The sequence below is a fragment of the Spirosoma lituiforme genome (assembly GCF_054776635.1).
The window spans coordinates 480,429-498,553 of record NZ_BAAHBO010000004.1 but is presented as its reverse complement, the minus strand read 5'-3'; the positions used below and the strand labels follow the sequence as shown (position 1 = coordinate 498,553).

Below are 18,125 nucleotides of genomic sequence, written 5' to 3'. Positions count from 1 at the left end.
GCAGGTTGCTTACGCGTTACGCACCCGTTTGCCACTGGCCTTGCGACCCGTTCGACTTGCATGTATTAGGCCTGCCGCTAGCGTTCATCCTGAGCCAGGATCAAACTCTCCATCGTAAATAATTGTGTGATCTTATAAATAGGATCACGATGTTTATAGCCTTGAATAGTGCTATCCTATAATGTCAATACGTCAAAGAACTGTCTCACATTCCTTTCGGAGGAGTGATTGTGGCCAACCGTTGTTGGCCTTCCTTATATTTGGGAGTGCAAAGGTACGACACTCATTTGTTCTTGTCAAGAAAAAGTTGAAATTTATTTTTTAACAACTTTCTCAAACCCAAATTGTAACTAATTGATAAAAAGGAGATTAGACCGTTGGATCATTTCCTTTTTCCTTATTTGGGAGTGCAAAATTAGGTATTCGAAAACCTTTATGCAAGCATTGTTTAAAACTTTTTTCAATTATTTATTCAGCCTGTAAGAATGGATATTCGTATGATTTCGGCGGGTTAAATGTCTCTTTTATCGTACGCGCTGATACCCAACGATATAGATTCAGGGCTGACCCTGCTTTATCATTAGTGCCCGATGCTCTGGCTCCGCCAAATGGTTGCTGACCAACAACGGCTCCGGTAGGTTTATCGTTGATGTAAAAGTTACCAGCAGCGTTCTGAAGGGTATGAGCAGCCTGTTCCACAACATACCTGTCCTTTGAAAATATAGATCCTGTTAGTGCATAAGGCGACGTTGTATTCACAACTTGGAGCATCTTTTCAAACTCAGTCGGTTCATAAATGTAGACTGATAAGACGGGCCCAAAGATTTCTTCACACATGGTCCGATAACCAGGGTCTTTGACAACTAATACAGTGGGCTCTATAAAATACCCCTTCGTCTTATCATAGTTTCCACCCGCCACTATGCTCACGTCGGCGTTTCCTTTAGCCTCTTCTATATATGCTGTGATTTTCTCGAATGACCGTTCGTCAATGACGGCATTGATGAAGTTTGTGAAGTCTTCCGTAACGCCCATTTTCATTTCACTCAGGTGCTGCTTTACTTTATGCTCAATGGCAGGCCACAATGTTGTCGGTATATACGCTCTGGAAGCAGCCGAACATTTCTGCCCCTGGTATTCGAAAGCACCCCGCACTAAGGCAACCGCCACTTCGTCAGCATTAGCCGACTCGTGAACCATGACGAAGTCTTTCCCGCCAGTTTCACCAACTATTCTTGGGTATGTTTTGTACTTGTGGATGTTTGCGCCGATTGTACTCCAGATTTGTTGGAATACGCTTGTGCTACCCGTGAAATGTATTCCCGCAAAATCGGGATGATTGAAAATAATCTCACCGGCTACAGGGCCATCCACGTAAATCAGGTTGATAACGCCATCGGGCAAGCCCGCTTCCTGAAGGACTTCCATGATAACCTTAGCCGATAATACTTGTGTATAGGCTGGTTTCCAGACAACGGTGTTACCCATCAGAGCCGCCGATGTGGGTAGATTCCCGGCAATGGCTGTAAAGTTGAATGGCGTCAGAGCAAAGACAAACCCTTCGAGTGGACGATATTCCAGTCTATTCCATACACCCGATGAGGAAGCTGGCTGTTGTCTATATATATCCGTTGCGTAGTGTACATTGAAGCGTAAGAAATCAATTAATTCGCAAGCTGAATCAATTTCTGCCTGATAAGCATTTTTCGACTGACCCAACATAGTGGCGGCATTAATCCGGGCCCGGTAAGGTCCGGCGATCAAATCAGCAGCTTTCAGAAAGATACTGGCCCTGTGTTCCCACGAAAGCGCAGCCCAGGCATCCTTTGCGCTCAAGGCCGATTCGATGGCCTTTTCTACATGGGATGCATCGCCTTCATAGAAATAACCTAATGTGTGCTGGTGATCATGCGGGGGGGCGATACGAAGTTTTCGATCCGTACGAACTTCCTTTCCTCCTATATACATGGGAACATCCGTTTCCTGGGCGCGAAAGGCTGCCAGCGCTTTTTTAACTGCTTCTCGCTCTGGTGAGCCCGGGCGATATTCTTTTACCGGTTCGTTGACCGGCGTTGGTACATTGAATTGGGCAAATGACATAATGAAGTGTCTGAATTTTTACAAATTTACGTATTGCTAAACTTATCCACTAATCCACATAAGTTTTCCACATTTAACCAGTAGTACTCCATTCATTAAGCTGATTTACCGTACTTTGTTCTCTTATTTCAATCGTATCCATGCGTTTCTACAGCACAAATAGTCCAGCGGTTACTGTATCTACAGAGCAAGCTCTCTTTCAGAGTATGCCTGCTGACAAAGGGCTTTATATGCCTACTCCTCTTCCTTATCTGGGTGCTGACTTTTTTTCAGCCATTGCCAGTCGGTCATTAGCTGATATTGGTTTCGCTATCAGTCATGCCCTGTTCGGCAATGAAATCAGTAAAGCTGACCTGGAAGAGCTGACTCATCAGGCCTTTCCGTTCGAAACACCCGTTGTTGATCTCGATCCCGGTGTAACGAGCGTACTGGAATTGTTTCATGGCCCCTCTCTGGCTTTTAAGGATGTTGGTGCCCGTTACATGGCGGCTTTGATGTCTTACTTCTCCAAGCGCACCGATAAAGAAGTTAATATTTTAGTAGCTACATCGGGTGATACGGGTGGCGCCGTAGCGATGGGTTTCCACAACGTTCCGGGTGTTCGCGTGTCCATCCTATACCCTAGCGGCCGGGTCAGTGAATTGCAGGAAAAGCAGTTGACAACGCTAGGCGGAAATATTCAGGCATTTGAGGTCGATGGTACTTTTGATGATTGCCAGGCTATTGTAAAGCAGGCTTTCGTTGATGCGAAGTTAAATAACCATCTTTCGTTATCCTCGGCAAATTCGATCAACATTTTTCGGCTTATTCCCCAGGGATTTTATTACGTAAGCGCATATGGTCAAGTGCAGAAGTATAATAAGCCGGTAGTGTTCTCGACGCCCAGCGGTAATTTTGGCAATTTGAGTGCTGGTGCCATGGTGCAGAAAATGGGACTACCCGTTGCCCATTTTGTGGCCTCTACAAACCTGAATCAGGTTGTGCCGAACTATCTGAAAACGGGTGATTACGCGCCCAAAGCCTCTGTAGCGACTATATCGAATGCAATGGATGTGGGTAGCCCCAGTAACTTCGTTCGCCTGGCTCATCTTTATGACGATCAGTTCGATCAATTTACATCGAAGGTAACGGGGTATTTTTTCGACGACGACGAGACAAGAGCTGGCATGAGAGCTATTTATCAACAGTATGGGTACGTATCTTGTCCACATACGGCCATTGGCATTATGGGTGTGCAGGCTTATCTGGCGGGCAGGAGCGATGATTGCATTGGTGTAGCATTGGCCACCGCTCATCCCGCTAAGTTTAAGCCCTTGGTTGAAGAGATTCTTGCTACACCAGTTGACGTACCGGAGCGGTTAGCCATCCTATCGCACCGGACTAAACAAAGTATTCACATTCCGGCTACTTACGAAGCGTTCAAGGAGTCTTTCCTGCTTACTGTTTAATATAGTTATCCACAAAAAAAGTGCATAACTACTGGTTATGCGCTTTTTTTGTGGATAACTTTTCTTTTTCGTCAAGTATATGCTAGTTGAGCGTATCCCCTCTCAACGCTCTAAATCGTTTACGCGCTTCGGCGCCATAAATGCTTCCCGGATACTGCGTCAATACTTTCTGATAAGCATCCATAGCCGCCTGTTTGTCTTTCAAACGCTCTTCATACAATTTCCCCTGTGTAAACATGGCGTCATCACCCAGTATGTCATTGGGATACGTCGTTGTTATTTTCTTAAGATCCTCCAGTGCTTCCACATTCTTACCCAGTTTTAAATACGTATTTGCTCTTAGCCAAAGAATTTCGTCGGCCAAGCTATGATCAGGGTACTTTATCAACAATTGGTTGAGAGCCGCTAATGCTTCGTCATTTTTGTTTTGAAACAGCAGCAAATCAATGTCAGCGTAGGTACGCATGGCCGCTTCCGTGCTGTCCATACCTGTGTTATCCACAATTAACAAACTCAATTGTTCAGCGTCGTTGGCTATTTCGCGCGATGTAGCCAGTTTCAATACATCCAATAAATCTTTCGATACCGCAAAATTCCCTCTATAATAATGAAGCTTCGCATTTTTTAGTTTTGCTTCATAACCTATCAGTTCCTCCCTTTGTGATTTCTCCACCTGCGAGTACAGCAACGTGGATTCCCACGGTTCCCCTTTCAGGAGGTATATATCTCCTTTATCGAGTTTACAGCGATCAACAAAGTTTTTATCCGTCTTACCCAAGTCAATCGCCAGATCCAGCACTGTGAGGGCCGTGTCTTTACTATCCAGGTAGTTTCCGTACAGATTGGCAGTACTCCGTAACGCTTCGAGCGTTTTATTATTCGTGCCCACTTCCTGAAGCATCCGCTGGTAATCGCCGATCAGTTTTCGTATCTCAGTTTTATCAACAGGATACGTATTTTTTACCTGTTCTTCGCGGGCATTGATCACTAACCGGCGAGCAAAGGGATAAAGCTGACCTTGTGGATAAGTTGTGGATATGTATTCAAAAGCTTCGGCCGCCGTCTTGTACTCTTTGTTATTCATGGCCAACATGCCTAAATCATACACACGGCTCCCGCTCAATTTTACCCGTTTGTCAGTTGCCTTCTCTTGTAACAACGCCCGGCTAAACTTTTGCTTCTGGACAAAGTACCAGATCAGGAGTTCGTTATACGCCAATTCATTCGGCTCCTGCTGAATTCGCGTATACAGCGCCTTTTCCACCAGTGGTTCATCCTTTGTGTTGATAAACCGTTGTAAAGCGGCCAAGACAGGTTCTTTTTTGTCGGCTTGTTTACTAGTTGTAATGATTTCGTCTATCGCCTTCTCGGTCTGACCCGTTGCCCGGTACATGGCCATTAATTCTTCGCTGTAAGCCGTTGGCTCTTTACCGACCTCACGGGCCGTTTCGAGCGAGCGGATCGCCCAGCGGCTCTCTCCGACTTCACTAAAGGCTGCTGCAATTTTTTCCAGCTTCGCAACCGATGATTTGCTCGATTGTATAGCTGCGGTGAATTGCGTTTTTGCCAGTACACTATCCCCCTGCTGAGTGGCCAGTTGTCCGGTAAGCAACTCGTAGTAGGACCGGTTGGGCTCATCGCTGCGCTGTTGCTTCCGCAGGTATTTGACAGCCTCCTCTGTTTTGTTGGTTTTTTGTAAACTATACACATAACGAGATAGCTTTATCCACGTCACGTCTGTTTTCAGCAGCTTGGCGTATTCATTGGCGGCTTTTTCAAAATCGCCGGCCTTGTAGTATTCTTCGGCCAACGTTGCCCCACCCTGTCCCCAGGCTAGCCCAGCAGACATCAGCCATAGCAATGCAATAATGACTTTTGACCTTATTAACATTTTATAGAAAAGCTTTTTTAAAGAAACGTTATTACTCCTATTAGCTATGTGGAAATGTTAATAAATAAGTTATCCACTAATCAATATAGCTAATGTGGATAAAAATCACAACTTATCCACTAATCAACTGATAGTTATCCACTTGCAACTACTTTATAACTAAGTAAATAACATTTTATCCACAATTCATAGGGTCAACAATTGTGGATTAGTGTATAAATTCAATGCACATTTTTGCGTGGGGAAAAATTGTGGATCCACAGGGTATATGTCTGACGTTCTCCACAGAAACGCGATTGTTGATAACCGTTGTGGATTACTTTACCAGTAATCCACATACCCCTCTGACCTTGTGAACAAATTATCCACCGAAGTATGGGAGTTATACACAGGGTTATTCACATAAAAATTTCACTTTTTTAATTTAGAATAGACCTTTACCCGACTAGTTAAAATGAGCCTTAAAAGGTGGAGAGAGTGGCGGCTGTTAGGCCTTACGGAAGAGATAGATCAGACTGGACGAATTGCCCGTACGCCTTGCTTCTGCATTAGAGACGATCCCGGTCCGTACGCTGTCAATATAGTCTGTCTTGCCGGTTTGGTATCGGCTACTCAACATAGCAATGTAGAAAGCATCGAAGACCATCGGTTTCTTATCAACTAAGGTGAAGCCGTGTTTGTTAAAAAGGGGTTCTATCGTTGACGGGGTGAAATGATACAAATGCCGGGGAACATCATAAGCAGCCCAGTGCTGTTTGAAATAGTTCGCATCATAGGAGTCCGAATTTGGAACGGCTATCAGTATTGTTCCCTTCTTTGTTAATAGCTGGTGGAGTAACTGAACAGATTCGTTCAGACTATGAATGTGTTCCAGTACGTGCCAAAGTGTGATAATGTCGAACGGTTGATAGTCGCCCAGCAAGTTAAGATTCGGTTTTATATCGGCTTTTAATTTTTCTATAGCTACGGCTCGTGCATCCGGGTCTGGTTCCATACCCGTCACCTGCCAACCACCTGTCCGACATCTCTCCAGGAAAGCGCCTGTTCCGCAACCCACGTCCAGAATGCGACCTGGCTCCCCGTTGAGTTCATTGATCAGATTTAGTTTGGAGCGTAATGTGTAATCTCTCACTAATCGATAAGCTGTGTTCACCAGCCCACCACTTTTGTCATTGTGCGATATGTACTGATCGGATTTATAATAGGCACCGATCGACTGCTCATCCGGGCGAGGGTTCGTTAAGCGGAAGCTGCATTTCTGACACTGCTGGATAGAGAATTTCTGATGACTGACCAGGTAGTCTTCACAGGTCAAGTATAGGCTGAATGTATTGTTGCCACAAACGGGGCATTGATGTAGGGTTTCCAAGTGGGTATCAGAAATGAGTAAAAACAAAAAAGCTCTGATAGCTTATTCTTGAATAAACAACCAGAGCTCATGAAATTAGCGGCCCATATAGACCAGAAGTATCGATACATCGGAAGGACTTACCCCACTGATTCGGGAGGCCTGACCAATGGTTGAAGGCCGTAGCCGTTTAAGTTTTTCTTTACCTTCAAACGAAAGTGCCTTCAGTCGATCGTAATCGAAATTGGCGTTGATCGACAGGTTCTCCCATTTATCCAGCTTTTCAGCGTTCTGTTTCTCCCGGTTCAGGTAGTCTTCGTACTTAATTTCGATGACCGTTTGTTCGATGATCTCCTCCCCTACCCCACCTGGTATTTCCGGTATTGTTTTTAAAATGTCTTTTACGTCGGTCTGATCGATTTCAGGGCGTTTTAGAAGCGTGTATAAACTACCTTTTTCCCGTAGCGGAGCGCTTCCTTTTGCTTCAAGAAAATCATTGATTAACTCCGGCTTTACCCGCGCCGACCGAATAGCTTCTGTTAGTTGAGTAATGCCATTACGTTTACCAATCATTAAATCGTAACGCTCTTGGGAGGCCAAACCGATGGCGTACCCTTTTTCAGTAAGCCTCAAATCTGCATTATCCTGTCGCAGTAGTGTCCGGTACTCGGCTCTTGACGTAAACATTCGATAAGGCTCCTCTGTCCCTTTCGTGATCAGGTCGTCAATCAAAACCCCGATGTATCCTTCAGAACGTTTGATGGTAAATTCAGCCTCTTCGTTTGAATTCCGATGAGCATTAATACCCGCCATCAGCCCCTGACAGGCGGCTTCTTCGTATCCAGTAGTTCCATTTATCTGCCCGGCAAAGAAAAGATTAGCTACCAATTGTGTTTCAAGGGTGGGCTTTAACTGCGTGGGCGGAAAGAAATCATACTCAACGGCATAACCAGGACGGAACATGCGCACATTCTCAAATCCCTGAATTTTACGCAGGGCATTGTACTGCACAGTTTCCGGAAGTGATGTTGAAAAGCCGTTTACATAAACTTCAACCGTATCCCATCCTTCGGGTTCTACGAAAATCTGGTGACGATCTTTATCCGCAAATCGGTTTATTTTATCTTCTACCGATGGGCAGTACCGTGGGCCAAGCCCTTTGATCCGGCCCGTAAACATGGGCGATTTATCGAAGCCGGTTTTCAGTTCATCATGTACTGCCTGGTTTGTGTAGGTGATCCAGCAACTTCGTTGTTTCGTTAAAGCAGGCGTATCCAAATAGGAAAATTTACCTGGTTTTTCGTCGCCTAACTGCTCCTCCATCAGGGCGTAGTTCAGACTTCTACCATCTACTCGCGGTGGCGTACCGGTCTTCATCCGGCCGGATTCGAACCCAAGTTGAACAAGTTGTTCGGTTAACCCGGTTGACGAACGTTCGGCCGTGCGACCACCACCAAACACTTTTTCGCCAATAAACATCTGTCCGTTCAGAAATGTACCATTGGTTAATACGACTGCTTTCGCAAAAAACTCAACGCCCAGCGTTGTTTTCACACCCGCAACTCGTCCGTCTTTCACGACAACTTCGTTAACCGAGTCCTGCCAGAAGTCTACATTTTTATTTTCTTCGAGCGCTTTCCGCCATTCCCAGGCGAATACATTACGATCGCTCTGGCAACGTGGACTCCACATTGCCGGACCTTTCGACCGATTCAGCATTCTAAATTGTATCATGCTTTTATCGCTGATAACACCTGAGAGCCCCCCTAGTGCATCGACTTCCCGTACGATTTGCCCTTTGGCTACGCCCCCCATGGCTGGGTTGCAGGACATTTGAGCGATCGTCTGCATGTTCATTGTAATAAGCAGAACTTTAGAACCCATTGTGGCAGCCGCGTTTGCAGCCTCACACCCGGCATGACCAGCCCCGACTACAATGACATCGTATGAAGAATACATTTCTTATATTTTTTGAAAAATGTTTCACGTGGAAACTTTTCACAAAATTGTTAAAAGTTGTTGAAAAGGTATACGTGATAGAAGTAGAATAATGAATAAACAAAAAACCGCTGACCTTAGTGCAAAGCCAGCGGTTTTATACAGGACGAAACTTACTTACTTACCTTTTGTAAATACTGATTTGCTTCTTTCTTATAAAATAGATTATAGTTCGGGGTAACCGACCGAAGCACTTCAACCTGTTTTGTTTTCTGCTGAAAATTAGTAGAATCGAAGAACGCAGGTGTACTACGCTTGTCAGACTTCGCTGCTTCAGCCTGCCGTTTGGGGTCTTCTTCCTGTTGCTTCAGTGCTTTTTCAGATTCCAGTAAACGAGTAAGGATTTCGTTCTGGCGATTAATAGTTGTTGGATTAACGCGCTTGTTTACCAAATCGGTTTCGGTTTCGTCCATTTTCTCCATCAGCTCTTTCACCTGTTTTTCCTGTTGCTTGCCAGCTTCCGTACCTTTCGCGCTCTCCTCCATCTTCTTCAGTAATTGGCGAATCATGGCTTGCTCAGCGGCCATTTGAGAAAGCTCTTCGGATAATCCCTTACCCGTTTTACCCCCTTTTTGCATTTGCTGCATTTTGGCATTTAGCTGTTTCTGCATCTCACCCATCCCATTAGGATTTTGGCCTTTCTTACCACCTTTTCCTTTCCCAGGCATTGCCATTGCGTTCATTTGCTGTTGCATGTTTTTAAGCACATCACTCAACATCAACGCAAGATTGTTAATGGATGTCATCGCAAACTGCTGTTTAGACGAAGCCATACTTAGTCGACGGTCGCGTAGTTGCTGTACACTCTCATCCATGTAAAACTTCATGTTAGTCAGTTCACGGGTAACGAACGATTGAATTTGAACCACTCGGCTTGCCAACGCATTCAAGCTGTCTTCGATGATTTTCGCATCATCCTGTAGCTTGAGCTGCTCCTGTGAAAGTTTTATTACCCGTGGGTCTTGCAGGCTCATACCCCGAAAGTCTTTCATGACACGCTCTTGGCCGAACGACAGTGTAATGAGGTTATCAAGAATGTTACGGAGGTCATCCATGTTCTCCTGCATTTCTTCCATCTCCGATGATTGCATGGATTCCTTCATGGCCTTGCTCATGGCCTTCATGGATTTAGCCGACTTTTTCTGCTTGGAAGAGGCCTGCTTGCCCTGGTCGCTCTTTATATTTTTAGTGGCTTCTTCCATATCTTTCTCAATTTCCTGCTGCTCCTTTTCCGAAGATTCGGGCTTATTCAGGTCATCTTTCTCAGCTTGCTTTTCGATCTCTTTCAGCTGTTCCTGGGTATTCTTGAAATCCTGCTGCGACTTCTCCTGTTGCTTTTGCTGCTCACTGGATGTCTCATTTTTCTTCTCGTTTTGCTCCGCTTGTTTTTCCAACTGCTCGGCTTGTTTCTCCAGGTTCTCGGCAATGTTATTGACCTTCTGCTCTAGTTGCATCTGCTTGAATAACTTTAACGCGCGGTCCAGATCGCGCTCCATATTCTTCTCCTTTCGAGTCAAGCGGTCGAGCATATCAGATGCTTTTTCGTCTTGCTTACGCTCCAGAAGTTGCTTTAACTGTTCGTACAGTTGCTTGGATTCTGGATCAAGAAGGTCTTTAAAAAGCTTCTGCAACTGCTCCATCTTGTCCTGCATTGCCTGATTTTTTTCGGCAAACCGTTGTTGCGTATCATTCGTCTTCTGCATCTGTTCCTGCAGTTTTTGAACTTCTTTCATTAACTCTTCACGCTTTTGTAGAATATCCTGAAGCTGTTTTTTGTCCTGGAAATCGGATGACTTTTTAGTTCTCATCCGGTCTTCCATCGTCTGGAGTTCCTTCTTAATCGCCTGTGTTTTGCTTAGCGCATTATCAATCTGCTCCTCGGTTTTCTCCGCCGATTTGTCGACCTGCTTTTGTATTTCTGCATTCGACGGAACGGCAAAATTCAGCTGATTGGATCGACTTGACTTTGCTCCGTTTACACCGTCATTGTCCCACACCTGCACGTAATATTCTAACTTATCCTCCTGCCCTAGCTTCAAACTGTCGAGCGACCAATTGTAAACGAAGTTCTGGGAGGTGGTCGACTTATTGATTGGAATGTCCCTGCTATACAAAGGCGAAGGTTTGCCATTCCGGTTGATTTTATAGTTCAGTCGAAGTTTAGAGAAGCCATAGTCATCAGAAACAAGACCGGAGAGGGCTATGTAATTATACGTCACCGTATCCTGAATCCGATCAACCGAGATTTGTGGATACCGGTCCGGAATAACCTGCACGTTGTATTGAATAGTAGATGGGGAAGCAATCTGCCCATTTTTCAGGGATACCGTATACCCCGAATTCTGCATGAGTCGTCTGTTCAGAACGAAGGTATTATCGTCAACCAGGCGAGCTGCGGTTGGCTTTGTCTCCGTATTGAATCGGAACAAAAGTGAATCGGTATGATCGGCCGCGAACTCCCAGTTAACCACTGTTCCTTGTGGAACAAGCAAATTTCCGACGTTGGAAAGCTGCTCTGATGGCTTGTTCAGATAGCCAGGATAAGTAAGCTTTACGTTGAATGAGAGAACAGACGGACGGTCAAGTAATGAGACTTTGTACTCGGGTGAATTATACCCAGCGGCTTCCAGATGGAAATCCAGATCGCGTTGCAGGTTATCAAAATTGTACGTGAACTGATTACCCGTCTGTTCTAATTTGAAGCGAGTCCCGTTCGCTACTACATACACGGCCTGGGGAATGACATCACCAGCCAGTTTAACCGACAACGGAAAATCTTCATTCCTGAAGGCCTTCATCGCTTTGTTCTGAATGATAAACTGGAAAGGGGCTTCTTCAACAAACTCTTTATTATAGTTAACCAGACGGGTTGAAGACTTCGCAAAAAACGATGGATTGAGTAACAGAATCAGTAAAATTAAGGCCAGAGGTGGTATGGCATATTTCAGAAACTGGCGGTTACGGCTGATCTGAATGGCGTTGGCAAACCGATTGATCAATAGCTGCTGCGACCGCTGATCTAGGCTGGCCTGAAGCAAGTCACTTTGGTCGTTGGCGATACGCTGTAACTGCAGTGTATTAAGTAGCTTATCCCCTACCTCAGGGAAAAAAGCACCGATTTGTCGGGCAGCCTCGTCATTTGACAGCGGTTTACTGAGCCCGTATAAATTCAGTAAAGGCCGAATGATGAGCAGATATAAGCCGATAAAGACCGTAAGGAGAAAGCCAAAAAACAAAGCGCCACGGCCAATCGAATTAAAACGGCCAACAAATTCTGCCGTGTTTATGAATAGGTAGCCACTGCCTAACAGAGCAATAAAGAACAGGCTACCTTTCACGAGCTGATTTTGAAAATAGCGTTTTTTATACTCATCAATGCGTTGAAGCAACGTTGAATAAGAAGTTGATGCTTGCATAAAAATTCAGATTGAGCAGTTAAACTAAAATGGACTCGAAATACTGAATGACATGTTTTTTTAAAAAATCTTCCTGAGCCAGCAAATCTCCATGTGGAATGGCCTTGACCAGCGTCCACTGGGGCCATCCGTCTTTGTCGTGCCCATCGAATGTGTAGTAACCATCCCGGCTCAATATCCGGCAGACGGCAATGTGCATAAGGTCCTGCTTGGCTTCTTTGGAGAAGCGTTTGGGACCAGAGCCCAATTCCTGAACACCTATTAAAAAGAGAACCGCGTTCAGATCAGCAGGCCGTTTTCCAACGAGTGCCTGTAGTTGATCCAATAACTCTTCCCACGATTTATCTATAGTTTTTTCGTTCACGGCGCTCATCCATTTATTCTTCTCTCTAAATTACAACGTTTTATCTTACCTAACGAATGCATTTCATGATTCGGTTTATTCGCTCACTACTGGCTGACTTTGCCGATCTTCTCTTCCCTGTCCTCTGTCTTGGGTGTACAAATTCGCTGGGAGAAAACGAAGTAATCCTGTGTACAAAATGCCGGATCAGTATGCCGGAAACGAATCAGCATAAGGAGCCTTATGACCGTAATCTCCTCAATAAGTTTGCCGGAAAAGTGCCGGTGCAATTCGTGGCGTCCTACGTTTATTTCACGAAAGGAGGACTTATACAAAAGCTTATTCACAGCATAAAATACAAGAGTCGGAAAGAAGTAGCCAAAGAGGTAGCAGGCTGGTATGGCTATCAGTTACGTTCTGAGAGTGATCTGGTGAAAGAAATAGATCTGATCGTGGGCGTTCCATTGCATAAGAGTCGCTTTCAGCAGCGGGGCTATAATCAGGCTGATTGGATAGCGGAAGGGCTCTCAGAGGCACTTGATGTGCCCAGCCGGACAGATATTCTGGTCTGCAAGGGGTTCAAGGAATCACAAACCCGTAAGGACCGGTTGCAGCGTTGGGAGAATGTGAGCACAGTATTTTCGGTTGAGAACCAACTCGCCATTTGTGACAAGAACGTGGTCATCGTTGATGACGTAATGACAACTGGTGCAACGATTGAGGCTTGTGCTATTCAGCTTGTACGGGCGGGTTGCAAATCAGTGAGCGTGCTGACGCTGGCTACTGTGCGTTAATGAATCAATCGGCTCTGACTTTACCCTGAAACACGGAGTAGTTACCCCTGTTTTTATAAGTAACACCATAAAATAAGGCGGTCACTCAGATGAGTGACCGCCTTATTTTATGAAGTAAAATCGGCTCTATTTGTTACGACCAACACCGATCATAGCGCAACGGAAACCAATCATAGCCGTTGCCGAATCCTGGTCCATGAACCGGCGTGTACCGGGCGACAACCAGTACGCTACGTCATTCCAGGAGCCACCTTTATAGACCCGAAGTTTATCATCAATCAGTGACTGTTTGTTCTTCGTATCATAATTTTTGGAATCATCCAAGTAGCCATTCCGACGGATTGGGTTTAAATCGTTCACATCCTGATAGGACAACGGACGATAAACATCATACACCCACTCGTTCACGTTGCCGGCCATATTATACAGGCCGAAGTCGTTGGCTGGGTACGAATAAATCTCTGCGGTAATAATAGCGCCGTCATTCGAACGACCGGCAATACCGGCGTAATCACCACGACCGCGTTTGAAGTTGGCCAGCATCTGACCCTGTTTCCGGCCTTTCTTAGGGTTACGAACGGACGAGCCATCCCATGGATAAATCCGCTGGTTTATCTGGTTCTCGTCCATGTATTGTGTTCCGATGAGTGCCTTGGCGGCATACTCCCATTCGGCTTCGGTTGGCAGGCGATAATCAGGTAGGATCATGCCGCTTTCCAGACTTGGTTTTGCCGGAGCCGTAGAAGCTGTTGCTTCGGCCAGAGCAGGTTCTTCAACTGTTTTCGATTTCCGCTTAAGCGAGAAACCGCCCCCTTTTTTCTTCGGAGCACCCCCTTTGGCTAATTCGTTGTTAACCGCATTCGACCGCCAAACAGCGTAATCACTGGCTTGTACCCACGATACACCTACGACAGGATAATACCGGAAAGCAGGATAACGAAGGTATTGTGTTACGTACGAATCGTTGAATGAAAGTGGGTTTGCCCAAACTGTGGTGTCTGGTAAAGCCGCTTTGACAACCTCTTCGGAAGAATCACGCGTAATGGCGTTCAGGTACTCAAGGTAGTGAACGTTAGCCATCTCGGTTTCATCCATATAGAACGATTGGATCGAAACGGTGCGCTCGCGGTTATCGCGGCTGTTCATGACGTCCTCTTCGAGCGCGCCCATTGTGAACCGGCCCCCTTCAATGAAAACAAGGTTCGGACCAGCTTTCTGTCCTGCAAACTTCTTTACCTGAAAACCATCTTTCTGGTTGTAAGCGATCCCCGTAGCTGTACTTTGCTTTCCAGGCTTTACGCTGGTCGGGTGCTTGGACTTACAAGATGCAAGGGCCGCCATTGCCAACAACACGTAAGCCGCTTGTTGCAGGTGATACTTTTGAATCATTGCTCTATTTTGTGTAAAACGTAGGTACAAAAATCGTAATTAATTTGTCAGTGCGCCCAGAATTTCATCTAACTGCTCAACCGAATATACGTCGGTGTGGGTAATGATGGGTCGTCCTTTTGATTCCTTCAATGAACATTTGGTTGGGTTTCGCTTTATGTAGTCAATTACCTTGCCAAATTGATCGGAGTTAAAGAAGTCATCGTTCCCGTTAGAAACGAAGTATCCTTTCAGGATATTATTCTTAAGTGTCAGTTTTTCAAGGTATAACTTCTCTGCTTTCCAGCGAACGTTCACCATTTTTATGAGGTTTCCGACTTCTTCCGGCAATGGCCCGAACCGATCGATCACTTCCTGACGGAATGCCTGTACTTCCTCTACATTCTGGAGGCTATCCAGGCGAGTATATAACGCCAGTCGTTCGGAAATATTAGAAACGTATCGTTCAGGAATAACAACCTGTAAATCAGTTTCAATAACTGTATCGGGTAAGGCCAGTTTCAGGTCGCCCGGTTTCGTTTCGAACAGGTCCTTGAACTCGTTTTCACGTAACTCCTGAATGGCCTCGTCGAGTACTTTGTGATACATCTCAAAGCCCAGGTCGTTGACAAACCCACTCTGTTCGGCACCTAATAAGTTGCCCGCCCCCCGAATATCCAGGTCGCGCATGGCAATCTTAAATCCTTCGCCCAGGTCGGAAAAGTCTTCCAGCGTCTGGAGTCGCTTGCGGGCATCGGCCGTTAGCACTGAGGGCGGGGGCGTCAATAAATAACAGAACGCCTTCCGGTTGGACCGCCCTACCCTACCGCGCATCTGGTGCAGATCTGAGAGCCCGAAATAATGGGCATTGTTTATCAGAATTGTATTGGCATTGGAGATGTCCAGCCCCGACTCAATAATGTTCGTTGAGATCAGTACATCAAATTCGCCTTCAATGAAGCGCGTCATGACACGCTCAAGCCGGTCTCCTTCCATCTGGCCGTGGGCTACCCCAATGCGGGCTTCCGGTACCAGGCGCATGATTAGATTGCCAATGGATTCTATGTCGTTAACTCGGTTATGAACAAAAAAGACTTGCCCGCCCCGCCGGATTTCGTAACTGACTGCATCCCGAATGGTCGCTTCATTGAACGGATGGACCTCCGTTGTAACGGGCTGGCGGTTGGGTGGCGGGGTAGCGATAACCGACAAATCGCGTGCGCCCATGAGCGAAAAATGCAGTGTACGGGGAATTGGCGTTGCCGTTAACGTGAGTACGTCGACTTCAACGCGCATTTCTTTCAGCCGGTCTTTTGTTTTTACCCCAAATTTCTGCTCTTCGTCAATGACCAGCAGACCCAGGTCTTTAAACTTGATGTCTTTATTAACGATGCGGTGGGTACCAATCAGGATACCAATCTCACCCGAGGCCACGCCTTTCAGAATTTCTTTTATCTGACCTGCCGTCCGAAACCGATTGATGTATTCGATCTTGACCGGAAAATCGGCCATACGGTCGGCAAAGGTCTTGTAGTGCTGCATCGCCAGAATTGTTGTTGGGACGAGTACAGCTACCTGCTTATTATCCGTTACTGCTTTAAAGGCAGCCCGAATAGCTATTTCCGTTTTACCAAAACCCACGTCACCACACACCAGTCGGTCCATTGGGTGCGGCCGCTCCATGTCGTCTTTAATATCATTCGTTGCTTTAGCCTGGTCGGGTGTATCCTCATAAATAAACGAGGATTCCAGCTCGGTCTGGAGGAAGCTGTCCCGGCTATAGGCGTAACCCGGTGCGGTTCGTCGTTTGGCGTAGAGCGCAATCAACTCGCGGGCAATGTCTTTAACCTGTTTGCGAATTCGAGACTTTTTCTGCTCCCACTCCTGCGAACCCAGCTTACTCATGGTTGGCGGTCCGCCTTCCCGCCCACTGTATTTGGCAATCTTGTGCAGGCTGTGAATGCTGACCAGCAAAATATCATTGTCGCGGTAGATGAGCCGGATGGCCTCCTGTTCATTACCGGCATGATCTACTTTTTCGAGCCCCGCAAATCGGCCGATACCATAATCAACGTGCGTTACGTAATCGCCCGGCTGAAGGGTTTTTAGCTCGCGCAAAGTCAGGGCCTTCGATTTGGAAAACTTGTCCTGAACGCGGTATTTGTAGTACCGATCAAAAATCTGGTGGTCTGTAAAACAGGCGATTTTCAAGCTTTCGTCCATGAATCCTTCTCGGAGGCCGACATTCATAGGCTGAAACGTAACGAAGGGGTCTAGCTCTTCGAAAATTGTTCGCAGGCGGTCCAGTTGCTTGTACGACTCGCCAGCAATAATATTGGTATACCCTTTCGCCTGATTATCGCCCAATGTATCAATTAAGCGCTTGAAATCTTTATTGAATGATGGCTGTGGCTTGGAAGCATATTGCTGCTTCCCTTCGGTTTTGAAATAAAACTTACGGCCAAACTCAACAGTGCGAAACCGTTTCAACTCGTTCAGGAACGACCGCCGGGTTTCCCACAAAGCGTTGGGATCGGATACCACCTGAATGCCTCCGCTCGATGCGACGACTGACGTAAAACTCTGCTCCGCTTTCTCATAACACTTCTCAATGATCTCCAGCGTGAACTCAACATCTTTTGCCCAAATGGTTGTGGCATCGGGCAGGAAATCGAAAAAGGGCTCCCTGGTTTCCTGCGTGAGTTTCGTCTGAATATTGGGAATGATATTGATAAACTCAACGGAGTCAGTAGATAGCTGCGATTCGGGATTGAATTTGCGAATGCTTTCAACTTCATCGTCGAACAAATCGATTCGGAAGGGAAATTCACTGGCGAAGGAGAAAACATCGATGATTCCACCGCGTACCGAAAACTGCCCGGCCTCGTACACAAAATCGGTCTTTTCAAACTCATATGTCTGCAAAAGATCCGACACAAAATGAGTGTCCAGCTTCTCGCCTACCCGAATGGTGAGTGTATTGGCTTGTAAAGATCGCTTGTTGATCACTTTCTCCGATAGGGCTTCCGGGTATGTTACCATCAGCAAACCATCTTTAGGAGCCGGATTGAGTAGGTTCAGTACTTCAGCCCGCATCAGTACATTTGCGTTCTCCACTTCTTCGTACTGATAGGGCTTTTTGTAGGACATGGGAAACAGCAATACTTCCCGACCCAGCAGGTTTTGCAAGTCGTTGAAGAAGTAAGCGGCCTCGTCCCGATCCGTGAGAATGTATAAATGATTGCCACCGGTAGATGTGAAGATCGCCGACGCCAGTACGGCATCCAGACTACCCGCCAATCCTTTTATTTGTAAACGCTGAGGGTCGTTGGCGGGCTTTCGCGTGAACGGTTCCGTTAGCAGTTTTATGAAATTGTCACCGGTATAAAGGCCGATTAATTCTTCAGGTTTCAAGCGAA

The 18,125-nt window shown here is 46.1% G+C and carries 10 protein-coding genes and 1 rRNA gene; 2 read left to right on the top strand and 9 right to left on the bottom strand.

Annotation, left to right across the window (positions count from 1 at the left end; genetic code table 11):
* Together ACYU87_RS17440 and pruA are read right to left on the bottom strand one after the other, a co-directional pair.
* Positions 1-116, bottom strand: a 16S ribosomal RNA gene (locus ACYU87_RS17440); the annotation flags it as partial.
* A gap of 352 nt (positions 117-468) precedes the next feature.
* A complete protein-coding gene (pruA, locus tag ACYU87_RS17435) occupies positions 469-2,100 on the bottom strand; it encodes an L-glutamate gamma-semialdehyde dehydrogenase (RefSeq protein WP_461135359.1) in 1,632 nt (543 codons plus the stop codon).
* 140 nt (positions 2,101-2,240) lie between these two features.
* Between pruA and thrC the strand changes: the two genes are divergently transcribed.
* Positions 2,241-3,548 carry a threonine synthase gene (gene thrC, locus ACYU87_RS17430; RefSeq protein WP_461135358.1) on the top strand — a complete coding sequence of 436 codons (1,308 nt, stop codon included), beginning with the start codon at positions 2,241-2,243 and terminating at the stop codon, positions 3,546-3,548.
* 82 nt (positions 3,549-3,630) lie between these two features.
* Here thrC and ACYU87_RS17425 read toward each other — a convergent pair whose 3' ends face one another.
* The 5 genes from ACYU87_RS17425 to ACYU87_RS17405 form a co-directional block, all read right to left on the bottom strand.
* Complete coding sequence (locus tag ACYU87_RS17425) at positions 3,631-5,439, bottom strand: tetratricopeptide repeat protein (protein ID WP_461135357.1); 1,809 nt, start codon at positions 5,437-5,439, stop codon at positions 3,631-3,633.
* 487 nt (positions 5,440-5,926) lie between these two features.
* Positions 5,927-6,808, bottom strand: a complete 882-nt coding sequence (locus ACYU87_RS17420; protein ID WP_461135356.1) for a class I SAM-dependent methyltransferase — start codon at positions 6,806-6,808, stop codon at positions 5,927-5,929.
* Positions 6,809-6,883: 75 nt separating this feature from the next.
* The gene (gene mnmG, locus ACYU87_RS17415; RefSeq protein ID WP_461135355.1) at positions 6,884-8,746 is read right to left on the bottom strand and encodes a tRNA uridine-5-carboxymethylaminomethyl(34) synthesis enzyme MnmG; all 1,863 of its coding nucleotides are present in this window, start codon (positions 8,744-8,746) and stop codon (positions 6,884-6,886) included.
* 152 nt (positions 8,747-8,898) lie between these two features.
* Complete coding sequence (locus tag ACYU87_RS17410; protein ID WP_461135354.1) at positions 8,899-12,201, bottom strand: DUF4175 family protein; 3,303 nt, start codon at positions 12,199-12,201, stop codon at positions 8,899-8,901.
* Positions 12,202-12,220: 19 nt separating this feature from the next.
* Complete coding sequence (locus ACYU87_RS17405) at positions 12,221-12,574, bottom strand: hypothetical protein (protein ID WP_461135353.1); 354 nt, start codon at positions 12,572-12,574, stop codon at positions 12,221-12,223.
* Between the two features lie 56 nt (positions 12,575-12,630).
* On the opposite strand from ACYU87_RS17405, the gene ACYU87_RS17400 reads away from it, so the two are divergent.
* Positions 12,631-13,338, top strand: a complete 708-nt coding sequence (locus tag ACYU87_RS17400; RefSeq protein ID WP_461135352.1) for a ComF family protein — start codon at positions 12,631-12,633, stop codon at positions 13,336-13,338.
* A 126-nt stretch (positions 13,339-13,464) separates the two neighbouring features.
* Here the strand turns inward: ACYU87_RS17400 and ACYU87_RS17395 are convergent, their stop codons facing one another.
* Together ACYU87_RS17395 and mfd are read right to left on the bottom strand one after the other, a co-directional pair.
* On the bottom strand, positions 13,465-14,727 hold the full coding sequence (locus ACYU87_RS17395) for an SUMF1/EgtB/PvdO family nonheme iron enzyme (protein ID WP_461135351.1): 1,263 nt from the start codon (positions 14,725-14,727) through the stop codon (positions 13,465-13,467).
* A 39-nt stretch (positions 14,728-14,766) separates the two neighbouring features.
* Positions 14,767-18,120, bottom strand: a complete 3,354-nt coding sequence (gene mfd / locus ACYU87_RS17390) for a transcription-repair coupling factor (protein ID WP_461135350.1) — start codon at positions 18,118-18,120, stop codon at positions 14,767-14,769.
* Between the last annotated feature and the right edge of the window lie 5 nt (positions 18,121-18,125).

Coding starts and splice junctions, on each gene's coding strand:
- ACYU87_RS17410 (WP_461135354.1), bottom strand. CDS start 12,201: ATGCAAGCATCAACTTCTTATTCAACGTTGCTTCAACGCATTGATGAG.
- thrC (WP_461135358.1), top strand. CDS start 2,241: ATGCGTTTCTACAGCACAAATAGTCCAGCGGTTACTGTATCTACAGAG.
- ACYU87_RS17425 (WP_461135357.1), bottom strand. CDS start 5,439: ATGTTAATAAGGTCAAAAGTCATTATTGCATTGCTATGGCTGATGTCT.
- mnmG (WP_461135355.1), bottom strand. CDS start 8,746: ATGTATTCTTCATACGATGTCATTGTAGTCGGGGCTGGTCATGCCGGG.
- ACYU87_RS17395 (WP_461135351.1), bottom strand. CDS start 14,727: ATGATTCAAAAGTATCACCTGCAACAAGCGGCTTACGTGTTGTTGGCA.
- ACYU87_RS17405 (WP_461135353.1), bottom strand. CDS start 12,574: ATGAGCGCCGTGAACGAAAAAACTATAGATAAATCGTGGGAAGAGTTA.
- pruA (WP_461135359.1), bottom strand. CDS start 2,100: ATGTCATTTGCCCAATTCAATGTACCAACGCCGGTCAACGAACCGGTA.
- ACYU87_RS17400 (WP_461135352.1), top strand. CDS start 12,631: ATGATTCGGTTTATTCGCTCACTACTGGCTGACTTTGCCGATCTTCTC.